This is a genomic window from Pseudomonas sp. GW822-FHT03F04 (assembly GCF_058801405.1).
The window spans coordinates 602,661-624,833 of sequence record NZ_JBXANF010000001.1; the positions used below are offsets into that span (position 1 = coordinate 602,661).

Genomic DNA, 22,173 nt, shown 5'->3' on the forward strand with positions numbered 1-22,173 from the left:
GGCTCCTTGAATGACGATGCTCGCGGCAGGCGTCTGAAAACGTCTGGGCGAGCTGAGTAAAAATCCGCTTTAGGTGTAGGAATCGCCCTTGGGGTGGGCTTTTGCAGGGTAACACCGCGACTTCCGGCTGAAAGGCGGTGCAATATATGGAAACAGATCGATCCGGGCGTGACGGCGGCCAGTTGCCCGGCGTCCCGATAACGGTGGTTTTGAAAAGCGACCAGGCACCCGCAGAGGTGCTTCTTCCAGCAACCCTGCCTTGACCCGTGAGAACGTTATGGAACCCGGAAACGCCCAGCTGTCGATGACGGTACTGATGACCCCCGACATGGCCAACTTCTCTGGCAATGTCCACGGCGGCACCCTGCTCAAATACCTCGACGAAGTGGCCTACGCCTGCGCGAGCCGCTACGCCGGCCGCTACGTGGTGACCCTGTCGGTGGATCAGGTGATTTTCCGCGAGCCGATCCATGTCGGCGAACTGGTGACCTTCCTGGCGTCGGTCAACTACACCGGCAACACCTCGATGGAAGTCGGCATCAAAGTGGTCACCGAGAACATTCGCGAGCGCTCGGTGCGCCACACCAACAGCTGCTTCTTCACCATGGTTGCGGTGGACGATCAGCGCAAACCGGCCGCCGTACCGCCGCTGCAACCGCAGAACAGCGAAGACAAACGTCGCTACATGCAGGCCCAGCAGCGCCGGCAGATTCGCCAGGAGCTGGAAAAGCGCTATCAGGAAATCAAGGGCGACGCCTGAGTGACAGAGCGCTCGCGGGCCATGCCTGCGAGCGCTGCAATGATCAGAGGCTGATCGCCGTCGCCTCGAACTTCACCCGCGGATGAGCGATCCGGTCCTGCGCCCGCACCAGTTGCAGCTCATAGCTGGCGCAGGCCTGGGTTTCCAGCAGCACTTCATGCACCGCCGCTGCGGTGAATTCAAACGCCGCCACCAGACTGTCGCCGAGCAGCACCCGCGCCAGGAACAGGCCGGACGTCAGATCGCCCACACCGACCGGCTGACGTGGGAACGCCAGAAGCGGACGACGCAGGTGCCAACTGCCCTCAGCCGTCACCAGCAGCATCTCGAAGCCATCCGCCGGTTTCCCCGGGTAATCCAGATGTTTGACCAACACCGCCTTCGGCCCGCGCGCCAGCAGCGCCCACGCCATCGCCAGGCAATCGAACAGCGACTGCGGCTTGCGCCCGGAGAAGCTGTCCAGCTCGAGCTGGTTCGGGCACATGAAGTCAGCCACCGCTGCGGCTTCGTCGAGCAGGAAGTCGCTGACTTCGGCCGGCACGCTGCAACCTTTCTCCGGATGACCCATCACCGGGTCGCACAGGTACAAGGCTTTGGGATTGACCGCTTTGATCCGCTCGATGCCACTGAGAATCGCCCGGCCCTGCGCCGCGCTGCCGAGATAGCCGGACAGCACCGCGTCGCAATTGCCCAATTCACCGATGGCGGCGATACCTTCAACCAGTTCCGGGATCCGCTGCGGTGCCAGCACTTCCCCGGCCCACTGGCCGTATTGAGTGTGGTTGGAGAACTGCACGGTGTTGAGCGGCCAGACATTGACCCCGACCCGCTGCATCGGAAAAACCGCAGCGCTGTTGCCGGCGTGGCCGAACACCACATGGGACTGGATGGCGAGCAGATGAGGCGTACGTTTCATTCGGATTTTTCCGTAAAACGATTGAAATTCAAGCCGCGCAGTATGCGACGAAACGCAGCCTGTACGACAGACCGGCGACGCAGTTAAGCTGATGCCAACTTTTGGAGTTTCTTGTTGATGCTGACCCTGGAAAACATTTTCGTGCTGATGCTGTTCGCCGTTGCCGGCGCGTGGCTGTGGCACAACCACGGCCTGCGTGAGCGAGCGCTGGAACGGGTCAAGCAGCATTGTGTGAATGTCGGCGTCGAACTGCTCGACGGCAACGTGGCGCTGAAGAAGATCGGTTTCATCAAGGATGCCAGTGGCCGTCGACGTCTGGCCCGGGTCTACAACTTCGAATTCACCGTGACCGGCGAAACCCGTCACAACGGCACCATCACCCAGTTCGGCCCCCACAGCGCTCAGATCGAACTGGCGCCCTACCCTGCACCGTTCGACGACACCCCGCCGGTGGTGGAAGTGGCCAAGCCGACCGCGCAAGTGATCGAGCTGAGCCAGTGGCGCCAGGAACACACCAAGTGGAAGCCTTGAGTCAGGCCGCTTGAATCCGACAGCCGGCCAATCCTGCCTGCAACTCGTCGATCGCCTGCGGCTGGTCGAAAATCAGCTCGATCCGTGAATCCCTGCGCCACTCACTGGGCTGCCAGTCCAGTTGGGTGTTATCCAGCGCATTGGCTGACCGCCAGCCGTCCTGGCTGTGGATAACCAGCTTCGCCCGGCGCCAGTGCAGGGATTCCAGCCACTGAGTGATGCGAATCACGTCAAACGTCTGGCTTGGGTGCCAGCGCCAGCCGATGCTCCAGCCGCCCTCCTGCGCCTGACTCAGGCAAATCGGCAAAGCCGGATCGCTCCAGACGGCCGGCATCTGCGCCAGCCCCTTGGGCACGATCAACTTATCCACACCCGCTTGCGCTTGAGCTGTCACACCCGGTAATTCGCTCAGGGGCAACGACGCCTGTTGTGTCCAGATCAGCCTGACCGGCGGTAGCTGGCGGACGATCAGCTCACGCTCGGATTCATCGAGGCTTTCTGCCTTGTTCAACACCAGCAGGCCGGCATTCGGGATCGCCTCCTGTTGAGCCGGAGGCAGTGTCTTGCCCGCCACCAGTGCCTGGGCGTCCAGCACCAGAACGCAGGGCTGGACGGCGAGAACGCCTTGCCATGGCGCCTCGCTCAGTTGTTGCAGCAACTGCACCGGATGCCCCAATCCGGAAGGCTCGATGAACAGGCGATCCGGCTGAGACTTGCGCAATAAACGGCCCAGCCCGATCTGAAACGGCGCACCGTTCACGCAACACAAACAGCCCCCGGCCACTTCGCCCAGTGCGATACCATCGGCGTCCCGGGTCAACAGCGCAGCATCGAGGCCGATCTGGCCGAACTCGTTGATCAGCACCGCCCAGCGCTCACCGGCCGGTCGCTGCGCCATGAGCTGGCGGATCAGGCTGGTCTTGCCGGCGCCCAAGGGACCTGCGATGACGTGGGTGGGAATGTTCTGCAACATGATCAAGGTTTTCTGGAGGTCGGGAATGCGGTGGATGGGATGGTCGTTGCTGTTGGCGTTGGTGTCGGGCGAGGCGCTGGCCCAGGCCTGTGTGGTGCACAGCCAGGCGGAACGCCTCGACGTGAAGGTCTGCCAGCAGAACCGCAACATCCCGGAGAAACTGTTCAATGACGGCTTCTGCAAACCCACTCTGGCGGGGCAGACAGTCGACGTGCAGTACGTCGATCAGTGCCCAACCGGGGCTTTTGGCGTGTGCAGCAACGCGCAAGTCGCCAATATGCCTTATCGCCAGGATATCCACTATTACGGCGTGCCCACCGATGCGGCCTATTTGAAGCCGTACTGCGAAAGCCAGAGCCAGGGCAACTGGCTCAAGCCTTGAGGCATCAGCCCAGCCAGTCGAGGGTCAGCATCAGACGCCGTTCACCCGAAGCCGGTTGCGGAGAACGATGGATCAGGCCGAAACCTTCGTTGCCGTGCCACTTTTCTCCTTTGAGCAGCGCCACCTCGCCGCTCGTCAGTTGCTGAATCCGCGATTTTTCCTGCGGTTCGGCGAGTGGTTTTCCCAGTTGCCGGCGATCCATTTCCCCTTCCTTCAGCCACTCGCTACCAATGCCGGCGTAGGTGGTGATCAGTCGGACAGGCACATGATCAACGTGAAAACGCGGGCACATCGCCTTGTCCAGCACACGCAAGCGCAGGCCAATCCGCCGTGCCCCGAGCAGGCAGGCGAAGGCGCTGACCAGCCATTTCAGGTCGGCGATAAAACCTTCGTAGCCTTCCAGATCACGGAATCCACTGGCCAGGCCAGTGAGGTCCGGTTCGGTGTCTTCGTCGTGTAATTCGAGGCTCAGCGCTTCGGCGTAGGGCTCATCCAATGAAAGCAACAATCTCGCGAAATCGGCGACATGCAGCGGAAGCTGCCGCTGCCAGACGGCAAGGTTGATTTCATCTTCCAGGATGCTCGCCAGCGCTTGTGGGGTCGGGCCGAGGACTTGCTGACGCGTTCTGTTTTGCAACGGTTTGAGGGCAAGCATCACGCGGCCTCGTCATGCCAAGGGCCGAACGGATCGGCCAGTAATCGCCATCCTTCAACACCGAGCGCCATCTCGGCTTCGGTGAGCAGGCAGTCATCCAGGGCTGACTTGAGTTGTGCGAAATCGATGTTCTGGCCGATAAATACCAGCTCCTGACGACAGTCTCCTACGCTGGCGGTCCAGTTTTCCATGATCGCAGCGGTACTTTCCTGATCCTGTGGCCACTGATTCTTTGGCACGAAGCGCCACCAGCGCCCGGCGAAACCGTGGCGCATCAAACCGCCCGCCTGGGACCAGCTGCCGGCATCCGTGGGTTTGCTCGCAAGCCAGAAGAAACCTTTCGAGCGCAGCAGCTTGCCGTTCAGCCAGGGCCGATCGATGAAGTCGAAAAAACGCTGAGGATGAAAGGGGCGACGCGCGCGGTAAGCCGTGGACGCGATGCCGTATTCCTCGGTTTCCGGCACATGTTCGCCACGCAATTCCTGAAGCCAGCCCGGGGCGGTTGCGGCCCTGTCGAAGTCGAAGCGGTGAGTGTTGAGGATCTTCGCCAGCGGCACTTCGCCCATCACCATCGGGATGATTTCGGCGTTAGCGTTGAGCCGCTTGAGGATCGCCATCAGCTCTTCCCGTTCGCTGCTGCTGATCAGATCGATCTTGCTGATCAACAGAACGTCGGCGAACTCGATCTGTTCGATCAACAGATCGGTGATCGAACGCTCATCTTCTTCTCCAAGAATTTCGCCACGGGAGGCCAGGCTTTCGGCGGCCTGGAAATCAGGCAGGAAATTCAGGCCGTCGACTACAGTGACCATGGTGTCGAGGCGAGCGATGTCCGCGAGGCTTTGGCCCTGCTCGTCGCGGAAGGTGAAGGTCTCGGCAATCGGCAGTGGCTCGGAAATGCCGGTGGATTCGATCAGCAGATAATCGAATCGACCTTCCCGGGCCAGTTTGGCGACCTCCTCCAGAAGGTCTTCGCGTAATGTACAGCAGATACAGCCGTTGCTCATTTCCACGAGTTTTTCTTCTGCGCGGTTCAGGTCGACATCACGCTGAACTTCGCTGCCATCAATGTTGATTTCGCTCATATCATTGACGATCACAGCCACACGCAGATCGTCTCTGTTACGTAGTACGTAATTCAAAAGTGTACTTTTTCCGGCGCCGAGAAAGCCGGATAAAACGGTCACGGGAAGCGGGGAAGACATGGGGTAAACCTCATCAAACGGTAGCTAAACGCAGGAAACGCTCTCGGCGGCAGGCGTTCTTGGGCTTCGACGAGACCGTCAGAGAAGCAGACGCTTGAATACAGGAGCCACGGAAAGCCCGATCGAATTTATGTTATAGTATAACAATATTAAAGATCCACTTTCTTCTTGCCGGAAATGACAAAGGGCTGGAAGCTGGAAACACTTCGCCCTTGAGCCGCCTCATGAAAACTGCGCTGAAATGCTCACTCCTCGGTCTCGCCTTGCTGGCCTTCGACGTATGGGCACAAGTCCCAGGGCTCGCTACCTGCACGCGCAGCGCTAACTTGCTGGCGTGTGTCGATGCCAATGGCAACGCCTATAGCGTCAACACCGCCGGCAAGACGATTTATTTGCGGGGCTTCGAGAAGATTGGCCAACGTTACTGGGCGCAAACCAACAGCATTTACGGGCAACTGACGTTCTTCACCGGGATCGCTTCCGACGGCGAAGCCTGGGTAGGCTACAACCGCCGGGTGGGCTGGACGACGATCAACCGCTTCTCCAGCTCCGGCGGAAGCACCGGGAAGTTCACCTGCAGCCGACTCACGGGCTGCTAGACACGCGCTTGTTGCTGCTCCTGCTGCCAGGCGATATAGCTGTCGGTCGGTGGGTTTTTCTGGAAATAACGCTGCAACCCTTCAAACAATCCATCAGCCACCGCTTGCTGATGGCGTGCTGTGACCAGCCGCTGACTGTCCCGCGCGTTGGAAATGAACCCGGTTTCCACCAGAATCGACGGCACATCGGGTGACTTCAGCACCGCAAATCCTGCTTGCTCCACACGCTTTTGATGCAGCGTGGTGATGCCCGCCAGACTCCCCAGCACCGTGCTGCCTAACTGCAAACTGGCGGCGATCGTGGCGTTCATCGACATATCGAGAATGACCCCGGCGAGCATCGGGTCCTTGTCCTTCAGATTCAGCAGGCTGGTTGCACCGAGCAGATCCGCGCCGTTTTCCCGCTGCGCCATGAAGCGCGCAGTGGCCGACGTCGCGCCACCTTCAGACAAGCAATACACAGATGCGCCGGAAGCAGTCAGACGCGGCGCGGCATCCGCGTGCACCGAAATGAACATGTCGGCCTTGTGCTGACGGGCAATATCAACGCGCTTGCGTAGCGGCACAAAGAAGTCGTCGTTGCGTACAAGCTTCACATCGAAGCCTTTTTCCCGCTTCAACCGACGGGCGAGCAGCTGTGAAATCGAGAGCACAACGTCTTTCTCACGCTCGCCTTTTGCACCGACTGCACCAGGGTCTTTACCGCCATGACCAGGGTCGACCACGACAATAATGTCTCGTTTTGGATGATTGGTTTTCCCGGGTGTTTCACGTGGAACGCTCGGCGCTGCCACTTTTGAATCGCTCAAAAGATCCAGAACCAGGCGATGCCCCTGCCCATCCTGAGGTGCCAGCAGGAAGGTATTGAGCTGCACCGGACCACTCAAATCCAGAACGATTCGGGTATCACCCTTACCAAAGTGCCCGGAGCGGATGCTGCGAATAACCGTTTCGCTGAGCGCCAATTGGCTGAAATCGCCACTCAAACTGGCACCACTCAAGTCAATGATCAGACGATCCGGCGCACTCAGCGTGAACGTCTTGTAGCTCACTGGCCCGCTCAAATCGAAGACCAACCGAAGCTTGTCATCCGAACGCCAGAGGCGTGCATTGCGAATTTGTGTGGCGCTGACACTGAAAGGAAAAGCCAAAGCAGCGCTGGCCAACATCAGGTTAAGCAAATGGCGTCTGTGCATATGAAAGCCCGTTCATGAAAAAGGCATCGTGATTTGAATTGTTATAATGTAACATCAAATTCAATCAACACGATGGTACTGAACATGAATGCGCTGACGCTGCCGGATATCGCCGCGCAAGCTGCCCGCCAAGCTTTGCCGCTTGATTGGGTGGGAATGCGTGGCATCGCTCTACCTGTCTTTATCGAGGGCCAACGCCTGGCAGCAAAAGCCGATGCGGGTGTCAGCCTCGATGACGGCGAAGCCCGTGGCATTCACATGTCACGGTTGTATCTGGCGCTGGAAACGCTGGAACAACAGAACCTCACTCCCGCACTTCTGCACCAGGTTTTGCAGCGTTTTCTCGACAGCCATGAAGGCCTGGCCAACAGCGCCTATTTGAATATCCATACGGATTTGCTGCTCAGAAGGCCCGCATTGGTCAGCCCATTGGCAGGATGGAAAACCTATCCGGTGACCATTGCAGCCACGCTGAAAAACACAGTGTTCCACGTGGAACTGAAAATTGAAGTGGCCTACTCCTCGACTTGCCCCTGCTCTGCCGCTCTGGCGAGGCAATTGATCCAGCAGCAATTCGTCGACGACTTCGCCAACAAGCCGTTGCAACATGCCGAGGTTCTGGCCTGGCTGGGCTCGACTCAGGGGATCGTCGCAACGCCCCACAGCCAACGCAGCACCGCACAACTGCATCTGCACCTGGATGAATTCGTCGATGGTTTGCCGCTGACCTCGAGCATCAACGATGCCGAAGCGGCCCTCGGCACCGCCGTGCAAACCGCCGTAAAGCGCGCCGACGAACAAGCCTTCGCCCTCGCCAATGGCCAGAACCTGATGTTCTGCGAAGACGCCGCGCGCCGCCTGAATCTGGCGCTGCGTCGCTCACCCGGCATCCGCGAATTCCACCTATGCGTGATCCACGCCGAAAGCCTCCACGCCCACGATGCGGTCGCAGAAAGTCACTGGCGCCGGGAGACCGCATGATTCGTTTCCAGTCCTTGAGTTGGGGATCACCCGGCCAACCCCTCACTCCACCCCTGAGCCTTCAATTGGAACGCGGCAGCCTGACCGCCATCATCGGTGTCAACGGCAGCGGCAAAAGCAGCCTGCTGAAAGTCATCGCCGGACTGCAGAGACCTTTGGCCGGCGCCGTTGCATTAGGCGTCCCTCGCCAAAGCGGCTTGTCATTCCTCCCTCAACAACAGCACCTGGACCGACAATTCCCGATCAGTCTTCAGGAATTGGTAGCCGCCGGTTTCTGGGGGCGTCGACTGTCAACGCAATTGCGCGCACAACGCCTCACCCAGGCACTTGAAGATTGGCACTTGAGTGGCCTTGAACAGCGCCCGTTGATGGCCCTCTCCGGCGGTGAACTGCAACGCGCCCTGCTCGCTCGCCTGAGTCTCGCCGACACGCCTTTGCTGCTGCTCGACGAACCCCATGCCGCTCTCGATGAACTGGGTCAGGCATTGCTCTGGCAACACCTGCATACCTGGCATGAGCAAGGCCGGACACTGGTCATGGTGGGCCACGACCTCGCCGCTGTCCGCCAACACATTCCACAAACGCTGCTGATCAAACACAGCGGCTGCGTGTTCGGCCCCAGTGTCGAACTGATCCAGCAAACACCCAACGTGCAGGTGGCCTGATGCACGCCGCCGCGCATTTCTGGCAACCGTTCCTTGAGTTCGTGTTCATGCGCCGGGCACTGCTCGGCGGTTTGCTGCTGGCGTGCAGCACCGCGCCATTGGGCGTGTTCCTGATCCTGCGACGCATGAGCCTGATCGGCGACGCCGTCGCTCACGGCATCCTTCCCGGTGCCGCGCTCGGCTTCTGGTTTGCTGGCCTGAGTCTGCCCGCGCTGACCCTCGGCGGACTCGGCGCTGGCCTGAGCATGGCCGGACTCGCCGCGTGGATCACCCGTCGCACTGGCCTGCGCGAGGACGCCAGCCTCGCGGCCATTTACCCGATCTCCCTGGCCAGCGGCGTGTTGATTCTGGGCATCGCCGGCAAACGGCTCGACCTGTTGCACTTGCTGTTCGGCTCGGCACTGGCGGTCGACGGACCGACCCTCAACGGCATGTTGGGCGTTTCGCTGCTGAGTCTGATTGCCATGGTGCTGATCTATCGCCCGCTCCTGCTCGACACCCTCGATCCGCTGTTCCTGCGCACCGTCAGCCGACTCGGCCCGATCGCCCACGGCGTGTTCCTGACTCTGGTGGTACTCAACCTGGTCATCGGTTTTCAGGCCATCGGCGCGTTGATGGTGGTCGGACTGATGATGTTGCCCGCCGCCGCTTCACGCTTCTGGAGCCGGCGCCTGCCAATCCTGATCGCCATCGCCGCAGTCATCGGTTGCCTGTCGGTGTGGCTCGGTCTGTTGCTGTCGTTCTACTACTCGCTGCCCAGCGGTCCGGCCATCGTGCTGGTCGCGGGCATAGGTTACCTGTTGTCCGTCGTGCTCGGGCCGGTTCACGGCCTGCTGCGTCGCCCGCCCTTGCTCACATCCCAATGAGGTGTTTCCCGATGCGCGCTCTACTTGTGTTGTTCAGCCTGATGCTGTCGATGTCATTGTCGGCGGCGGAGAAACTGCCGGTGGTCACCAGTTTCAGCATCCTTGCCGACATGGTGCATCAGGTCGGCGGCGAGCATATCCAGATCACCAACATGGTCGGCCCGGACGCCGACGCCCACACCTACGAACCGACGCCGGACGATGCCAAGGCACTTCTGAAAGCCAAACTGATCGTCAAGAACGGGCTGGGTTTTGAACCCTGGCTGGATCGGCTGGTGACCAGCACCGACACCAAAGCCACCGTCATCAGCGCCAGCCACGGCGTGATTCCCCGCTCTCTGGATGAAGATGGCGAAACCGTTCCCGACCCTCACGCCTGGCACAACCTGGCCAACACCGAGCTGTATGTCGCCAACATCACCAAGGCACTGATCGCCGCCGACCCAGCGAACAAAGCCGACTACGAACGCAACAGCAAGGCCTACCTGAAACAGATCTACGCCCTCCTCGCCGAAGCCAAGGCCAAGCTCGGCTCCCTGCCGCCGGGCAACCGCAAGATCGTCACCAGCCACGACGCCTTCGGTTATCTCGGACAAGCCTACGGGATCGACTTCATGGCGCCGCAAGGTCTGTCCACCGAGCGCGAACCTTCCGCCGCCGAAGTCGCTGCACTGATCACCCAGATCCGCCAAGCCAAGGTCAAAGCGGTGTTCATGGAAAACATCAAAGACGCGCGCCTGCTCAAACAGATTGCCGATGAAAGCGGCGCACACATCGGCGGCACGCTGTACTCCGATGCCCTCGCCGCGTCGGGTCCGGCCAGCACGTTCACCGGCCTCTTCGAATACAACCTCAACACCCTTTACGACGCCCTGAGCCAACCATGATCCGCAAAAATCCTTCCGGCGATCTGCCGCAAATTGCCGAGTCTGCCTACGTCGATAAAACCGCGATCATCTGCGGCAAAGTGGTGATCGGCGAAAACGTATTCGTCGGCCCCTACGCCGTCATTCGCGCCGATGAAGTAGACGCCTCGGGCGAGATGGAGCCGATCACCATCGGCGCCAACTCGAACATCCAGGATGGCGTGGTGATCCACTCCAAATCCGGCGCGGCGGTGACCATCGGTGAGTTCAGCTCCATCGCCCACCGCTCGATCGTGCATGGCCCGTGCAAGGTCGGCGACCGGGTGTTCATCGGCTTCAACAGCGTGCTGTTCAACTGCGTGGTCGGCAACGGTTGCGTGGTGCGGCACAACTCGGTGGTCGATGGCCGGGATCTGCCGGATGCGTTCTACGTGCCCTCCACCACCCGCATCGGCCCGAACACCGACCTCTCGCAATTCCCGCCGGTGAGCGTCAGCGCTTCGGAGTTTTCCGAAGACGTGGCGCGCACCAACGTCGATCTGGTGCGCGGCTACAAAGCCCTGCAGAACGAGTTCTGAACCATGAACAGTGTGCTGATTCGCAATGCGCGCCTGGTTGATGACGGGCATGAGTTCTACGCCGATCTGCTGGTCAGCCACGGTCGCATCGTCAAGATCGGCCGCAGCATCTTCGGAGAAAACGCCACACTGGAAATCGACGCCAACGGCCAATGGCTGTTGCCGGGAATGATCGACGACCAGGTGCATTTCCGTGAGCCGGGCTCGCCAACCAAAGGCAGCATCTACACCGAATCCCGCGCAGCTGTGGCCGGTGGCATCACCAGTTTCATGGACATGCCCAACACCAACCCGGCCACCCTCACCCTCGAAGCGCTGGCCGACAAAAAGCGTCGAGCGGCGATCAACTCGGTGGCCAACTACGGCTTTCACTTCGGCGTCAGTCACGACAACCTGGACACCGTCGCAGCGCTCAATCCCAGTGAAGTGGCCGGGGTCAAAGTGTTCATGGGGGCGTCGACCGGCAACATGCTGGTTGATGACCCCAAAACGCTGGAACGATTGTTCGCCGAGGTGCCGACGATCCTGCTGGCCCATTGCGAACACACACCGAGCGTCGAGGCCAACACCGTCAGGTTGCGCGATCAGTTCGGTGATCATCTCCCTCCCGACGCCCATGCGCTGATCCGTAATGCCGAGGCCTGCTATCGCTCTTCTTCACTGGCGGTAGATCTCGCCAAACGCCATGGCACTCGCCTGCACGTGCTGCACCTGACCACCGCCCGGGAACTGCAACTGTTCGAGGACAAACCTCTGGCGCATAAACGCATCACGGCGGAGGTTTGCCTGCATCACCTGCTGTTCGATGATCGCGACTATCCGGACTTCGGCAACCAGATCAAATGCAACCCGGCGATCAAAAGCCAGGCTGATCGCGATGCCCTGCGTCTGGCCTTGTCGAGCAATCGACTGGATGTGATCGGCAGCGATCACGCTCCGCATACCTGGGCGGAGAAACAGCTGTCGTATGCCCAGGCACCGTCCGGCCTGCCTCTGGTGCAACATGCGTTGCCGGCGTTGTTGGAACTGGTAGCGGATGGCGTGCTGCCGATCACCACGCTGGTGGCAAAGACCAGCCACCGGGTGGCCGACCTGTTTGCCATTCCGGATCGCGGTTATTTGAGGGAGGGTTATTGGGCGGATCTGGTATTGATTCAGCCAGAGCCCGAGGGTGTCGCGGTATCACGACAACCGATCCTGTCACAGTGCGGATGGACGCCGTTTGCTCGTCGAAGCTTTCGCCATCGGGTGAGTACGACGCTGGTGTCGGGACAGGTTGCGTGGCACGACAATCGGCTGCATGACGGGTGTCAGGGATTGCCGTTGCGGTTCATGCGCTAGAAAAAACCGCCCCCACACTGTTGTGGGGGCGGTTCGATTTTCAGGCTCTTGGTTTGACGGTGCCGCAATCCTGGCCCAACCACACGGCGCGGGTTTCCAGACTGCCCTTCTGGTTGATCCCGATGGCATTGAACGTGCCGTTGGCGATGGTGGTGAACTCACGATCGCTGACGAACGTCGCCACACCGGTGCCCGAGGCTCGCGGGCAACTGAAACGGAATTTCCATTGGTTGCCGTTGCGCTCGGTGATCTGCTGTTTGCAGCCCGACTGCGGGTCTGCCAGCGGAATATCGTTGGTCGCCACTTGCTGCGGCGTCAGGCAGGCACGGATGCCTTTGCCACCGATGTTGATCCCTTGCTTCTCCAGCGCCGCCCGCTGTTGCGGGGAGATCTGGCCCTGAATCTGGCCGAGGATCGATTGCACGTCCATGGCCTGATCATCGACCTTTACGTTGCTCGACGTCATTTCCCACAACCCCGGCTGCAGCATTTGCGCCTGAGCAACCAACGGCAAGGCCAACCCCAGACCCAGCGCCAAACCCAGCAGACGAACGTTCATTGAAAAACTCCTGATCAGTAGTGGCCGTTAGACGCCGGCCGCTTGTTTCGGTTCATGGCCTGCTTTCATGGCTAAAAAGAAAATAGCGACAACCGCAAAGGAACATGGTCTGTTAAGCATTGAATCTTCAGGAGCAAGGTTGCCCCATGGATTATTTTGGACCGCACATCTTCGGTTATCTGATCGCTCTGATACATAGCCTGGGCACGATTGCCGCCATCCATGCAGTGTTGACCGTCCGTACCGCACAAGGCTCGATCGCCTGGGCGCTGTCGCTGATCTTCATTCCCTATCTCACCCTCATTCCCTACCTGGTGTTCGGTCGCAGCACCTTCGACGGTTATATCAAGGCCCGGCGTCAGGCCAACGAACAGATGCGTCAGGCCGTTTCCGAACTCAACTGGCGGCCGTGGGTAGAGGAAGCCCTGACCGCTCGCGCCTCGAATGCCTACGACTCACTACGGGCGATGCCGAAGCTGGGCCGCATGCCGTGCCTGGCCAACAATGAAGTGCGATTGCTGATCAACGGCACCGCCACGTTCGACGCGATTTTCCACGCAATCGACCAGGCTCGGGAAGCCGTGCTGATTCAGTTTTTCATCATTCACGACGATCACCTCGGCCAGCGCCTGCGCGAGCTGCTGCTGAAGAAAGCCGCAGAAGGCGTTGCGATTCATCTGCTGTACGACCGCATCGGCAGCCACGCCCTGCCCCACAGTTACGTGCAGGCCCTGCGCGATGGCGGAGTCGAAGTTAAAGCGTTCGCTACCCGCAGCGGCTGGCTCAATCGCTTCCAGGTGAATTTCCGCAACCATCGCAAGATTGTCGTGGTCGACGGAATGATCGGCTTCGTTGGCGGGCATAACGTCGGCGACGAATACATGGGCGAAAAACCACCCCTGGCACCCTGGCGCGACACCCACGTTCAGGTGCGCGGCCCAGTGGTCGCGTGTATGCAGGAGTCATTTGCCGAAGACTGGTTCTGGGCCGCACGTACGCTGCCGCCGCTGATCCTGCCGGACGTCTATCCGGAAGACGGCGTGCTCTGCCAACTGCTGGCCAGCGGCCCGGCGGATGCCTACGAAACCTGTTCGCTGTTCTTCGTCGAAGCCATCCATGCCGCGACTGAACGTGTGTGGATCACCAGCCCTTACTTCATCCCCGACGAAGCGGTTTTCGCCGCATTACGCCTCGCGGTGCTGCGCGGTGTCGATGTGCGATTGCTGCTGCCGTCGCGCCCCGATCACCGCATCGTTTACGCCGCGTCGAGCCTTTATGCGTTCGAAGCGGTGCGCGCCGGGGTGCGGGTGTTCCGCTACGAACCGGGTTTCCTGCATCAGAAAGTGGTGTTGGTCGACAGCGAAATCAGCGCCATCGGCAGCGCCAATCTGGACAACCGTTCGTTCCGGTTGAATTTCGAAGTGATGTTGCTGACGGTCGACAGCGAATTCGCCGGCCACGTGGAACAGATGCTCAATGAAGACTTTGCCCAGGCCTACGAAATCGCCAAGGAAGAAGGCCGGGAGATCCACCGCCTGCAACAACTCGGCATGCGGATCGCCCGGCTGATTTCACCGATTCTCTAGCTCAAGGGTTATAGATGTCGTCGCGGGTCCACGGCAGTTCATGGCTGCCATCGGGGTGGGCCTTCACCGCGAGAATCTGGTGCAGATTGATCCAGCCCCGGGCAAACGCGTAGGCGCAACCGGCCAGGTACAGGCGCCAGATACGCAGGGCCTGATCCGGCACCAGTTTGCCGGCCGCTTCGAGGTTGTCCTCCAGCCGTTCGCTCCAGTGGTCCAGCGTGCGCGCGTAATGCAGACGCAGGCTTTCGACATCGACGACCTCCAGACCGGCCTCGCTGATCTCGGCCGAGATCATCGCCAGGTGCGGCAGCTCGCCGTTGGGGAACACGTATTTTTCGATGAAGTCCCCGGCACCGCGTCCCACCGGACGGCCATCGGTGTGCTTGGCGGTGATGCCGTGGTTCATCACCAGACCGCCCTCTTTCACCGCGCCGAACAGGGTTTTGCAGTACTCGGCCAGGTTGGCGTGACCCACGTGCTCAAACATGCCGACGCTCACCACTTTGTCGAAACGCCCGTCCTGCGGCAGATCGCGGTAATCGAGCAGTTGCAGTTCGATCTGGTCTTCCAGGCCTTCGGCTTTGACGCGCTCCCGAGCCAGCGCCAGTTGTTCCTTGCTCAGGGTGATACCGAAGACTTTGGCACCGAACTCACGGGCGGCGTAACGCGCCAGACCGCCCCAGCCGCAACCCACATCCAGCAAGTAGTCACCCGGTTGCAGGCGCAGCTTGCGACATAGGTGCCGGAACTTCGCCTGCTGGGCCTGCTCCAGGGTTTCGCTACCGGTTTCGAAATAGGCGCAGGAATACGCCATGTCGCTGTCCAGCCACAGCTGATAAAACGCGTTGGACAGGTCGTAGTGGTAGGAAATGGCTTTGGCGTCGGTTTCCTTGTCGTGCACGGTTCGCACCGGCTGACTGTCTTCGTCCTCGTCGAGCAACGCGTTGCTCAATTCATCGCAGACCCGGATGACCTCGCTGATCGAGCCCTCGAGTTCGAGCTTGCCCTCGACGAACGCCGCCCCCAGCGCATCAAGACTTGGATGGGTAAACTGGGTCACCATCGACGGGTCCTTGACCACGATGGTGACGCTGGGCGTCGGGCCCAGATTGAATTCATGGCCGTCCCAGAGTCGCAGGCGAAGCGGAAGCTGCAGATTCTGTAAGGCCGGTGGAAGTTGCGCGAGCATGGAATATCCCCCTGGTTTCAGACGTCTGATCTGAGGGTAGACCATCCTTGAAAATTAGCTGGCTATCGATTCGATAGTCGCCACCTATCAGCCAACGTGGCTGCAACGGCACCGATCTCCGTGCTTCAGTGCGCCTTCTCTGAAGACTTCAAGACCGGCGCACAGTTCGAAAAATGATCAATTCTGCTCGTTCAGCTTCAACAGGGGCTCCTGGAATCGCAACAAGCGACCGGCATTGCCCAACACCAGCAGTGTGCTGAGATTGTGCAGCAACGCTGCGATCATCGCCCCGGCGGCGCCCAGCCAGCCGAACGCGGCGAACACGACGATGGCCAGCGTCCAGCCCAGACCGATGATCACGTTCACCTGCAGCGTGCGCCGACATTGGCGGCTCAGGCGCACACAAGTGCCGAGACGGCGCAGATCGCTGCCGATCAGCACGATGTCGGCGGACGCCAATGCGATGTCCGCACCGCCCGCCCCCATCGCAACCCCCACCACACCGGCCTTGAGTGCCAGCGAATCGTTGATGCCGTCACCGACCACCATTGGCCGGAAACCGTTGTCGATTTCCTTCAACACTCGATTGAGTTTGTCTTCGGGCAAGGCCTGGGCTTCGACTTCATGCAGGCCGACATCCCGCGCCAGGGTTTGCGCCACGCTCTGACGGTCGCCGGTCAACAACAGTTGCCGACCGAGGCCCAATTCGCGCAGTTCGCTCAAGGCGAATCGTGCTTCCGGTTTGACGCTGTCGGCGAGCAACAGCCAGGCGAGAAACTCACCGTTCAAGGCCAGGCCGGCGATCGGGCCGTCGTGATCGGGAACCGATGTGGTCGGGATGCCCAGTTGCGCAAACAGTTCCGGGCGACCGAGTGCCGCTTCACCCTGCTCCGTCTTGGCGACCACACCCAAACCTTGTCGTTCGTGAATGTCGGTCAGTACCAGCACGTTGTCCGCATGAACCAGACCCGCCAGTGCACGACTGACCGGGTGACTGCTGGCTGCGCCAAGACTGGCAGCCAGCGCCATCACCGAATCGTGATCCGCCTGCGCGCTGTTGATCGACTGCAAACGCAACGTGCCGTAGGTGAGCGTGCCGGTCTTGTCGACCACCAGGGACGTGAGGTCAGCCAACTCTTCAAGGAAGGCCGAACTGCGGATCAGAATCCCGTGCCGCGCCGCGACCGCCACGCCGGCAATCGCTATGGCCGGCGCCGACAACACCAGCGCGCAAGGACAGGCTGCGACCAGCACCGCCAACATTGCCTGAGCATCGTTGGTGACAAACCAGGTCACCGCCGCCAGCAGCAACACCAGCACCATGTAACTGCCGGCGTAACGTTCCAGCAGACGGGTGATCGGTGGCTTGGAACGCTCGGCGTTCTGCATCAGCGCGATGACCTTGCCCAGGGTCGATTCATCGCCGGTGCGGGTCACTTCGATACGCAGCAAACCATCGAGGTTGATCGCCCCGCCAAACACGGTCATTCCGACGCCCGCCTCCACCGGCACCGACTCACCGGTGATCGACGCTGTGTCGAGGCTGGCCTGGCCGGACAACACCCGACCGTCCGCTGGCACCCGATCACCAGCGCGGACTTCAACGGTGTCACCCGCCTTGAGCGTGCCGTTATCGACTTCGATGACGGTGCCGTCCGCCTGGATTTTCCGTGCATGGCTGCGAGTAAGTTGACCCAACGCGTGAATCGCCTCCTGCGAGCCAATCACGCTGCGCTCCTCCAGCACATGGCCGAAGATCATGATGATCGGCAACAGCGCGGCGGTGAGCAGGTCACCGGTGGCCCAGGCGCCGAGCATCGCCAGTGCGATCAATTGGTCGGTGATGCCGTGCAGGCTTGGGTAACGCAGGCTGAACCACGCCGAACGCATCACCGGCACTGCGACCAGCAAAGAAGCAACACCGAGCAGCAACTGACTGACACCGGTTTGCTCCGGCATCAACCAGCGCCAGATCAAACCAAGCCCGAGCAAGCCAAGGGCGAGCATCGCCAGGGTCAATTGGCGCGCAGCGCGACGTTGCTCGGCCGAGGACAACAGGCTCGGTGCGGCGGTAGTGGCGGTCATTTACTGGCTCCCTGAATGATCAGGCGGGAATCGTCTTTCGGATCGACCGTGGTGACCGAACCGGCCTGGCCGAGAATCTTCGGTATCCGCTCGCGGTAAAGGCGCAACAGCATTTGCGGGTCAGTGCCCTGTTGTCGGGCCTGGGCCAGACTCAATACGGTCGCGGTATCGGCGGAGGCTTTTGCCAATCGCTCACCGGCCTGGGCATGGGCGACCTGCAAGGTACGGTCGGCCAGTTCGTTGGCGGTCTGGGTGATTTTTTCAGCGTCGGTGCGGGCATTGGCCACCGCTTTGTCGGCCTGCTGGCTGGCGGTCAGTACGGCGTTGAAAGCACCGACCGCCGGCTCGGGCAGACTCGATTGCACATCGACCCGCGCCACTTCGATACCGATGCCCTGCCCACTCGCCTTCAATTCGGCCAAGCGACGATTGATGCCCTGAACCAGATCGCCGCGCAGGCGTTCACGTCGTTCGGCGGCTTGATTGTCGGCGCCGATCAGTTCCGGTCGCGCCACCAGAATGGTGTCCAGATCCCGCGCCGCCGTCAGGGCCATCGCACTGCGGGTCACCAGTCGATCCAGTGCCGGCAGCACATGGTCGCCTTGCAGCACGAAGTCATAGGGATCGGTGACCTTGTAGAACACCCGCACATCCAGCTGCACCACCCCGGCATCACCGGTGAGCAAATAGCCTGAACCGGCCAATGCATCGCTCAGCGGTGTGGCGAACGTCGCAACGCGATCGGCCTGTATTGCAGCAGGACTGCGCAACAGGTTTTCCACTCGACGCTCGATGACCCGATCCGCCGCCGGCAGCAAAACAACCTGTTCGAACGGCTGCGGCCAAGCCAATAACAACCCGGCATTCTGGATGCGATCCAGTGCACCGAAATGCATGACCACCGCGCGATTCTGCGGGTCGATCTGCCGCACGTTGGAAAACGCCCAGGCCAACGCCGCCAACACCGTCACCGCGTACAGGGCAAAAAACGCCAGACGTCCCGCCTGAATCCACGGACTGTTCAACGAATTTGTTCCACGTGGAACTTTACTCATGGCTGCGTTCCGGTCTTGCTGTCCATATTCGGCGGACCGTCCACCAACACACGGAATGGCGCGGCGTCGGTGCGCAGGATCAATTTGGTGTCCGGCGTGACGATAGTGCCAAGGGTATCCAGCGAACGCAGCAGGTTGTACAGCTGCGGCGATCCGGCATAAGCGCGGCCGTAAATCTGTGCCGCTTCGACCCGCGATTGCGCTTCGATTTCGGCTGCTTTCACCGTCGCGTCAGCCTGGACGATTCGCGCATCACGTTCAGCGCCGGAACGAATCTGCGCGGCTTCACGCTTGCCGATCGCCGTGCGTTCGGTGGCGATGGTTTCACGCTCGGCGCGCATCCGGTCGACCGTCGCGGTGAGTGTCACTGACGGCAATGTCAATCGCTCGATACCCACTTGCACCACGCGCACACCGTAAGTGGCGAGCAACTGCTGATCGATCTGTTGACGCAACTGCGCTTCGAAATCGGCGATGTGCACCTGGTTGGCATCGGTGTTGACCAGATTGGCCAGGTCGAAACTGCTGGCGGTGGTCTCCAGTGCCGAGCCGACAAAGGTGCGAATCTGCCGCGCTGCCTCATCTGGCTGATTCTGCACTGCGCGCATGAAACGCTGAACATTGTCCGCGTCGCCCTGCACCTGCCACGCGACGTACGCTTGCACGATGATGCGCAAACCGTCGCGGGTACCGACGTCCTGCAAGCCACTCGAGGTGGTGCGCAGGCGCAGATCCACCGGGATCGCTGCTTCGAACGGTGCCGGCCAACGCCAGCTCAGTCCCGGATCCAGCAACACCCGGGACGGATTGCCGAAACGGGTGATGACTGTGGCTTCGCCGGAGCGCACCTGCACCAGACTTGCCGCTGCGATGGCAAACGCCACCAGCAACACAGCCCAGCCCATGCGTCGCCACGGGAAAGGCCCCGCCTCTTCCGGTGCACCATGATGGTGGTGGTGATGCCCGTGATGGTGATGGCCGCCATGAGCATGGTCGTGACCGCTGTGGTCATGGTGATCGTGAGTATGCGACTGGCTCAATGGGTGGCTCCTGGTTGAGCGGTGGTGCGCGCCGGCGTCGGGTCAGCCGGCAGCGTGAACGTACGCAGGTCGATGGTCGGCGCGTTGCTGCTGCCGCCCAGACGATGGTCGAGCACCAACAGTTTGGCTTTGCCCAGTCCCTGACTGAGCTGGCTGAGGTATTGCTCCAGCACGAAGGCCTGGCCGGCGCTGGCGTAGGCTTTTTGCTCGGCGCTGAACTTCAGGTCCGCCGCGCGGGCGGTCGAGCTGGTTTCGTGGGCATTGGCGCTGGCCTGATCGCGCGCGAGACTGGCCTGCAACTGCGCCTGATTACTTGCTTCGGCAGCCGCGCCACGCTCACGAGAGATCAACGCCTGGGCGCCGATCTGCGCCGCTTGCACGCTGTGATAGGCGTTGGCCGCACCGGCCGGCGGGTGAATCGCCTCGACCACCGTGGCGAGAATTTCCACGCCACTGTCGAGCTTCTGAAGATCGTTTTGCACGGCGCGGCCGATTTCATCTGCCAGCCCTACCCTGTCTTGCCCCAGCAAACCGTCGAGGGTGCGTGACGCAAAATCGTGGACCAGAATCCGGCTCGCAGTGCTGCGGATCAGCGTCGGAACATCCGCGCTGTTATACGTCGCGGCCAACGCTGCCTGATCGCTGAGGCCGATGCGATAGACGAAACGCACGTCCATGTTGACGATCTGGAAGCTCTGTTGCTCGCCACGGCTGCTGGCGATGACCTGGGATTTATCGTTGACGTGGCTGGCATCCCACAAGCGGTTGGCGGTGATTGGGGCCGGCCCTTCCGCCGGATCCGGCTGAACCGGTGCCGGGTTCTCGCCGACGCTGGTCGCCAGTTCATGCACCACGCCATTCTCCACGTTCAACACCCGGCCCAGCGGCCAAGGCAGGCCGGCATGCAAACCGGGGCCGAACACCTGCACCGGTTTGCCGAAGCGCTCGTAGATGCCACGACTTTGCAGCGGGATTTCATGAATGCCGGTGAGCAACCAGCCCACCGCCGCCACCAGCACCAACACCGGCAGGAACGCCCGGCGCATGTAACTGAAGGCCCAGATCTGCCGCAGATCGATACCGAAGCGGTTGTGCAATTCGTGTTGCAAGGCGAGCAATGGTTGCGGCGGCCAGCGCAGCAGATCGGCGACGAAACTGCGGGCCAGCAGTACCGGCTCAAGTTGTTCGCGGCGCGGACTGAACAGCGACAGCACGGCACGCAGCAACAACTCCAGCGCGACCAGCCCCGGCAGGATGCCGATCAACACCGCCAGTCGCACAGGCCAGACCGAATTCTCGCTGGCAAACAGCAAGCACAATGCACCCAGTACCAGACTGATGATGACCACTCGAACCAGCTGCGCCAGCGCTCCCGCCTCGGGCCATTGCGCCGGGTTTTCCTGAGCCAGTTGCCGCTCCAACACCAGCAGACCGAACGCCAGCAGCAGCGCAATCGCCGCGCTGACGGAAGCGGACAAACCCACCGCAGCCGAAGGCAATGCCAGGTTCCACACCTGCTCGATGCCGAGCAACGCCAACAGCGCCAGACCGCCCAGCCACAAGGTTGCCGCGCCGATCTGTCCCAGCACATGCAGGCTGCGTCGGCTCAGCCGATCCAGCAGCCGCTCGTACCAGCCGTCCGGCGCGGGCGTCTCGTCGACAGCCGTCACCGGCACCACCGGGTTGATCACCCGCGCCCGCCAATCGGCCACCCACCACGCCGATTGCAGCCCGGCGACCAGCACCAGCAACGCCGCGCTCTGATTGACCAACAGCGCCGGCCACAGCGATTGCGAGGCGAACAGGCCAACAAAAAACGCCAGCACCCCTCCGGCCACGGCCAACCCGCCGAGTCCGATGGCCAACCGGCGCAATCGGCGACCCTGAGCCGACGCCTGCTGAAAGCGCGGCAAACCGGTCACTTGCGTGCCATCAACGTCCAGATCGACTTGCATAACCCCCCAAAACCCTTGGCTCACTGCACAACTCGTTACGATATAACGAAATCCGTGAAATATTTGTACTCAATTTCACATTCAAGGATGCCCAACCTGTCGCGTTCCTGAAGCCTTGACCGAAATGTCCGGAAACGCACATATTACGTACGTAATTTTTAGCGATCCGCATTCTTCAGCCAGGAGTAAG

The 22,173-nt window shown here is 61.0% G+C and carries 22 protein-coding genes; 11 read left to right on the plus strand and 11 right to left on the minus strand.

What is annotated here, in order from left to right; translation table 11 throughout:
- Positions 1-277: 277 nt before the first annotated feature.
- Positions 278-760, plus strand: a complete 483-nt coding sequence (locus AC1RMX_RS02835) for an acyl-CoA thioesterase (protein ID WP_003229693.1) — start codon at positions 278-280, stop codon at positions 758-760.
- A gap of 43 nt (positions 761-803) precedes the next feature.
- Here AC1RMX_RS02835 and pdxY read toward each other — a convergent pair whose 3' ends face one another.
- Entirely contained in the window at positions 804-1,676 is an 873-nt protein-coding gene (gene pdxY, locus AC1RMX_RS02840) for a pyridoxal kinase PdxY (protein ID WP_096817108.1), read from the minus strand.
- 117 nt (positions 1,677-1,793) lie between these two features.
- Between pdxY and AC1RMX_RS02845 the strand changes: the two genes are divergently transcribed.
- A complete protein-coding gene (locus AC1RMX_RS02845; RefSeq protein ID WP_096817106.1) occupies positions 1,794-2,207 on the plus strand; it encodes a DUF3301 domain-containing protein in 414 nt (137 codons plus the stop codon).
- A 1-nt stretch (position 2,208) separates the two neighbouring features.
- Here the strand turns inward: AC1RMX_RS02845 and AC1RMX_RS02850 are convergent, their stop codons facing one another.
- Positions 2,209-3,180, minus strand: a complete 972-nt coding sequence (locus AC1RMX_RS02850; RefSeq protein WP_493070341.1) for a CobW family GTP-binding protein — start codon at positions 3,178-3,180, stop codon at positions 2,209-2,211.
- A 25-nt stretch (positions 3,181-3,205) separates the two neighbouring features.
- Here AC1RMX_RS02850 and AC1RMX_RS02855 point away from each other — a divergent pair, with 25 nt between their 5' ends.
- The gene (locus AC1RMX_RS02855) at positions 3,206-3,562 is read left to right on the plus strand and encodes an NADH:ubiquinone oxidoreductase (RefSeq protein ID WP_102620641.1); all 357 of its coding nucleotides are present in this window, start codon (positions 3,206-3,208) and stop codon (positions 3,560-3,562) included.
- Between the two features lie 4 nt (positions 3,563-3,566).
- On the opposite strand, the gene AC1RMX_RS02860 is transcribed toward AC1RMX_RS02855, so the two are convergent.
- Together AC1RMX_RS02860 and zigA are read right to left on the minus strand one after the other, a co-directional pair.
- A complete protein-coding gene (locus AC1RMX_RS02860; RefSeq protein ID WP_493070343.1) occupies positions 3,567-4,217 on the minus strand; it encodes a DUF1826 domain-containing protein in 651 nt (216 codons plus the stop codon).
- Positions 4,217-5,422 carry a zinc metallochaperone GTPase ZigA gene (gene zigA / locus AC1RMX_RS02865; RefSeq protein WP_493070345.1) on the minus strand — a complete coding sequence of 402 codons (1,206 nt, stop codon included), beginning with the start codon at positions 5,420-5,422 and terminating at the stop codon, positions 4,217-4,219. Before zigA ends, AC1RMX_RS02860 begins: the two co-directional genes overlap by 1 nt.
- A 224-nt stretch (positions 5,423-5,646) precedes the next feature.
- Between zigA and AC1RMX_RS02870 the strand changes: the two genes are divergently transcribed.
- Positions 5,647-6,021 (plus strand): glutamine synthetase, encoded by a 375-nt coding sequence (locus tag AC1RMX_RS02870; RefSeq protein ID WP_096817097.1) that lies wholly within the window; start codon positions 5,647-5,649, stop codon positions 6,019-6,021.
- Here the strand turns inward: AC1RMX_RS02870 and AC1RMX_RS02875 are convergent.
- The gene (locus AC1RMX_RS02875) at positions 6,018-7,217 is read right to left on the minus strand and encodes an N-acetylmuramoyl-L-alanine amidase (protein ID WP_493070347.1); all 1,200 of its coding nucleotides are present in this window, start codon (positions 7,215-7,217) and stop codon (positions 6,018-6,020) included. The two genes, AC1RMX_RS02870 and AC1RMX_RS02875, sit on opposite strands and share 4 nt — an antisense overlap.
- Positions 7,218-7,301: 84 nt before the next feature.
- Here AC1RMX_RS02875 and folE2 point away from each other — a divergent pair, with 84 nt between their 5' ends.
- From folE2 to AC1RMX_RS02905, 6 genes are read left to right on the plus strand one after another with little or no spacing between them, the layout of a single operon-like run.
- On the plus strand, positions 7,302-8,198 hold the full coding sequence (folE2, locus tag AC1RMX_RS02880) for a GTP cyclohydrolase FolE2 (protein WP_493070349.1): 897 nt from the start codon (positions 7,302-7,304) through the stop codon (positions 8,196-8,198).
- Positions 8,195-8,863 carry a metal ABC transporter ATP-binding protein gene (locus AC1RMX_RS02885; protein WP_102620636.1) on the plus strand — a complete coding sequence of 223 codons (669 nt, stop codon included), beginning with the start codon at positions 8,195-8,197 and terminating at the stop codon, positions 8,861-8,863. The genes folE2 and AC1RMX_RS02885 overlap by 4 nt, the downstream gene beginning before the upstream one ends.
- On the plus strand, positions 8,863-9,729 hold the full coding sequence (locus AC1RMX_RS02890) for a metal ABC transporter permease (RefSeq protein ID WP_096817091.1): 867 nt from the start codon (positions 8,863-8,865) through the stop codon (positions 9,727-9,729). The genes AC1RMX_RS02885 and AC1RMX_RS02890 overlap by 1 nt, the downstream gene beginning before the upstream one ends.
- An 11-nt stretch (positions 9,730-9,740) precedes the next feature.
- On the plus strand, positions 9,741-10,616 hold the full coding sequence (locus AC1RMX_RS02895; protein WP_102620634.1) for a metal ABC transporter substrate-binding protein: 876 nt from the start codon (positions 9,741-9,743) through the stop codon (positions 10,614-10,616).
- A complete protein-coding gene (locus AC1RMX_RS02900) occupies positions 10,613-11,173 on the plus strand; it encodes a gamma carbonic anhydrase family protein (protein ID WP_096817088.1) in 561 nt (186 codons plus the stop codon). The genes AC1RMX_RS02895 and AC1RMX_RS02900 overlap by 4 nt, the downstream gene beginning before the upstream one ends.
- Positions 11,174-11,176: 3 nt before the next feature.
- The gene (locus AC1RMX_RS02905; protein ID WP_493070352.1) at positions 11,177-12,514 is read left to right on the plus strand and encodes a dihydroorotase; all 1,338 of its coding nucleotides are present in this window, start codon (positions 11,177-11,179) and stop codon (positions 12,512-12,514) included.
- A gap of 40 nt (positions 12,515-12,554) precedes the next feature.
- Here AC1RMX_RS02905 and AC1RMX_RS02910 read toward each other — a convergent pair whose 3' ends face one another.
- Entirely contained in the window at positions 12,555-13,073 is a 519-nt protein-coding gene (locus tag AC1RMX_RS02910; protein ID WP_096817084.1) for a DUF3617 domain-containing protein, read from the minus strand.
- Positions 13,074-13,219: 146 nt separating this feature from the next.
- Between AC1RMX_RS02910 and cls the strand changes: the two genes are divergently transcribed.
- Positions 13,220-14,659, plus strand: a complete 1,440-nt coding sequence (gene cls / locus AC1RMX_RS02915) for a cardiolipin synthase (protein WP_192559352.1) — start codon at positions 13,220-13,222, stop codon at positions 14,657-14,659.
- Position 14,660: 1 nt separating this feature from the next.
- On the opposite strand, the gene cfaB is transcribed toward cls, so the two are convergent.
- The 5 genes from cfaB to hflK (AC1RMX_RS02940) all read right to left on the minus strand — a co-directional run bounded on the left by cfaB (position 14,661) and on the right by hflK (AC1RMX_RS02940) (position 21,983).
- Entirely contained in the window at positions 14,661-15,848 is a 1,188-nt protein-coding gene (cfaB, locus tag AC1RMX_RS02920) for a C17 cyclopropane fatty acid synthase CfaB (protein WP_096817081.1), read from the minus strand.
- Between the two features lie 177 nt (positions 15,849-16,025).
- The gene (locus AC1RMX_RS02925) at positions 16,026-17,933 is read right to left on the minus strand and encodes a heavy metal translocating P-type ATPase (protein ID WP_493070355.1); all 1,908 of its coding nucleotides are present in this window, start codon (positions 17,931-17,933) and stop codon (positions 16,026-16,028) included.
- A complete protein-coding gene (hflK, locus tag AC1RMX_RS02930) occupies positions 17,930-18,988 on the minus strand; it encodes a protease modulator HflK (RefSeq protein WP_493070357.1) in 1,059 nt (352 codons plus the stop codon). The genes AC1RMX_RS02925 and hflK (AC1RMX_RS02930) overlap by 4 nt, the downstream gene beginning before the upstream one ends.
- Complete coding sequence (hflC, locus tag AC1RMX_RS02935) at positions 18,985-20,028, minus strand: protease modulator HflC (protein WP_096817078.1); 1,044 nt, start codon at positions 20,026-20,028, stop codon at positions 18,985-18,987. The genes hflK (AC1RMX_RS02930) and hflC overlap by 4 nt, the downstream gene beginning before the upstream one ends.
- Entirely contained in the window at positions 20,025-21,983 is a 1,959-nt protein-coding gene (gene hflK, locus AC1RMX_RS02940; protein ID WP_493070359.1) for a protease modulator HflK, read from the minus strand. Before hflK (AC1RMX_RS02940) ends, hflC begins: the two co-directional genes overlap by 4 nt.
- Between the last annotated feature and the right edge of the window lie 190 nt (positions 21,984-22,173).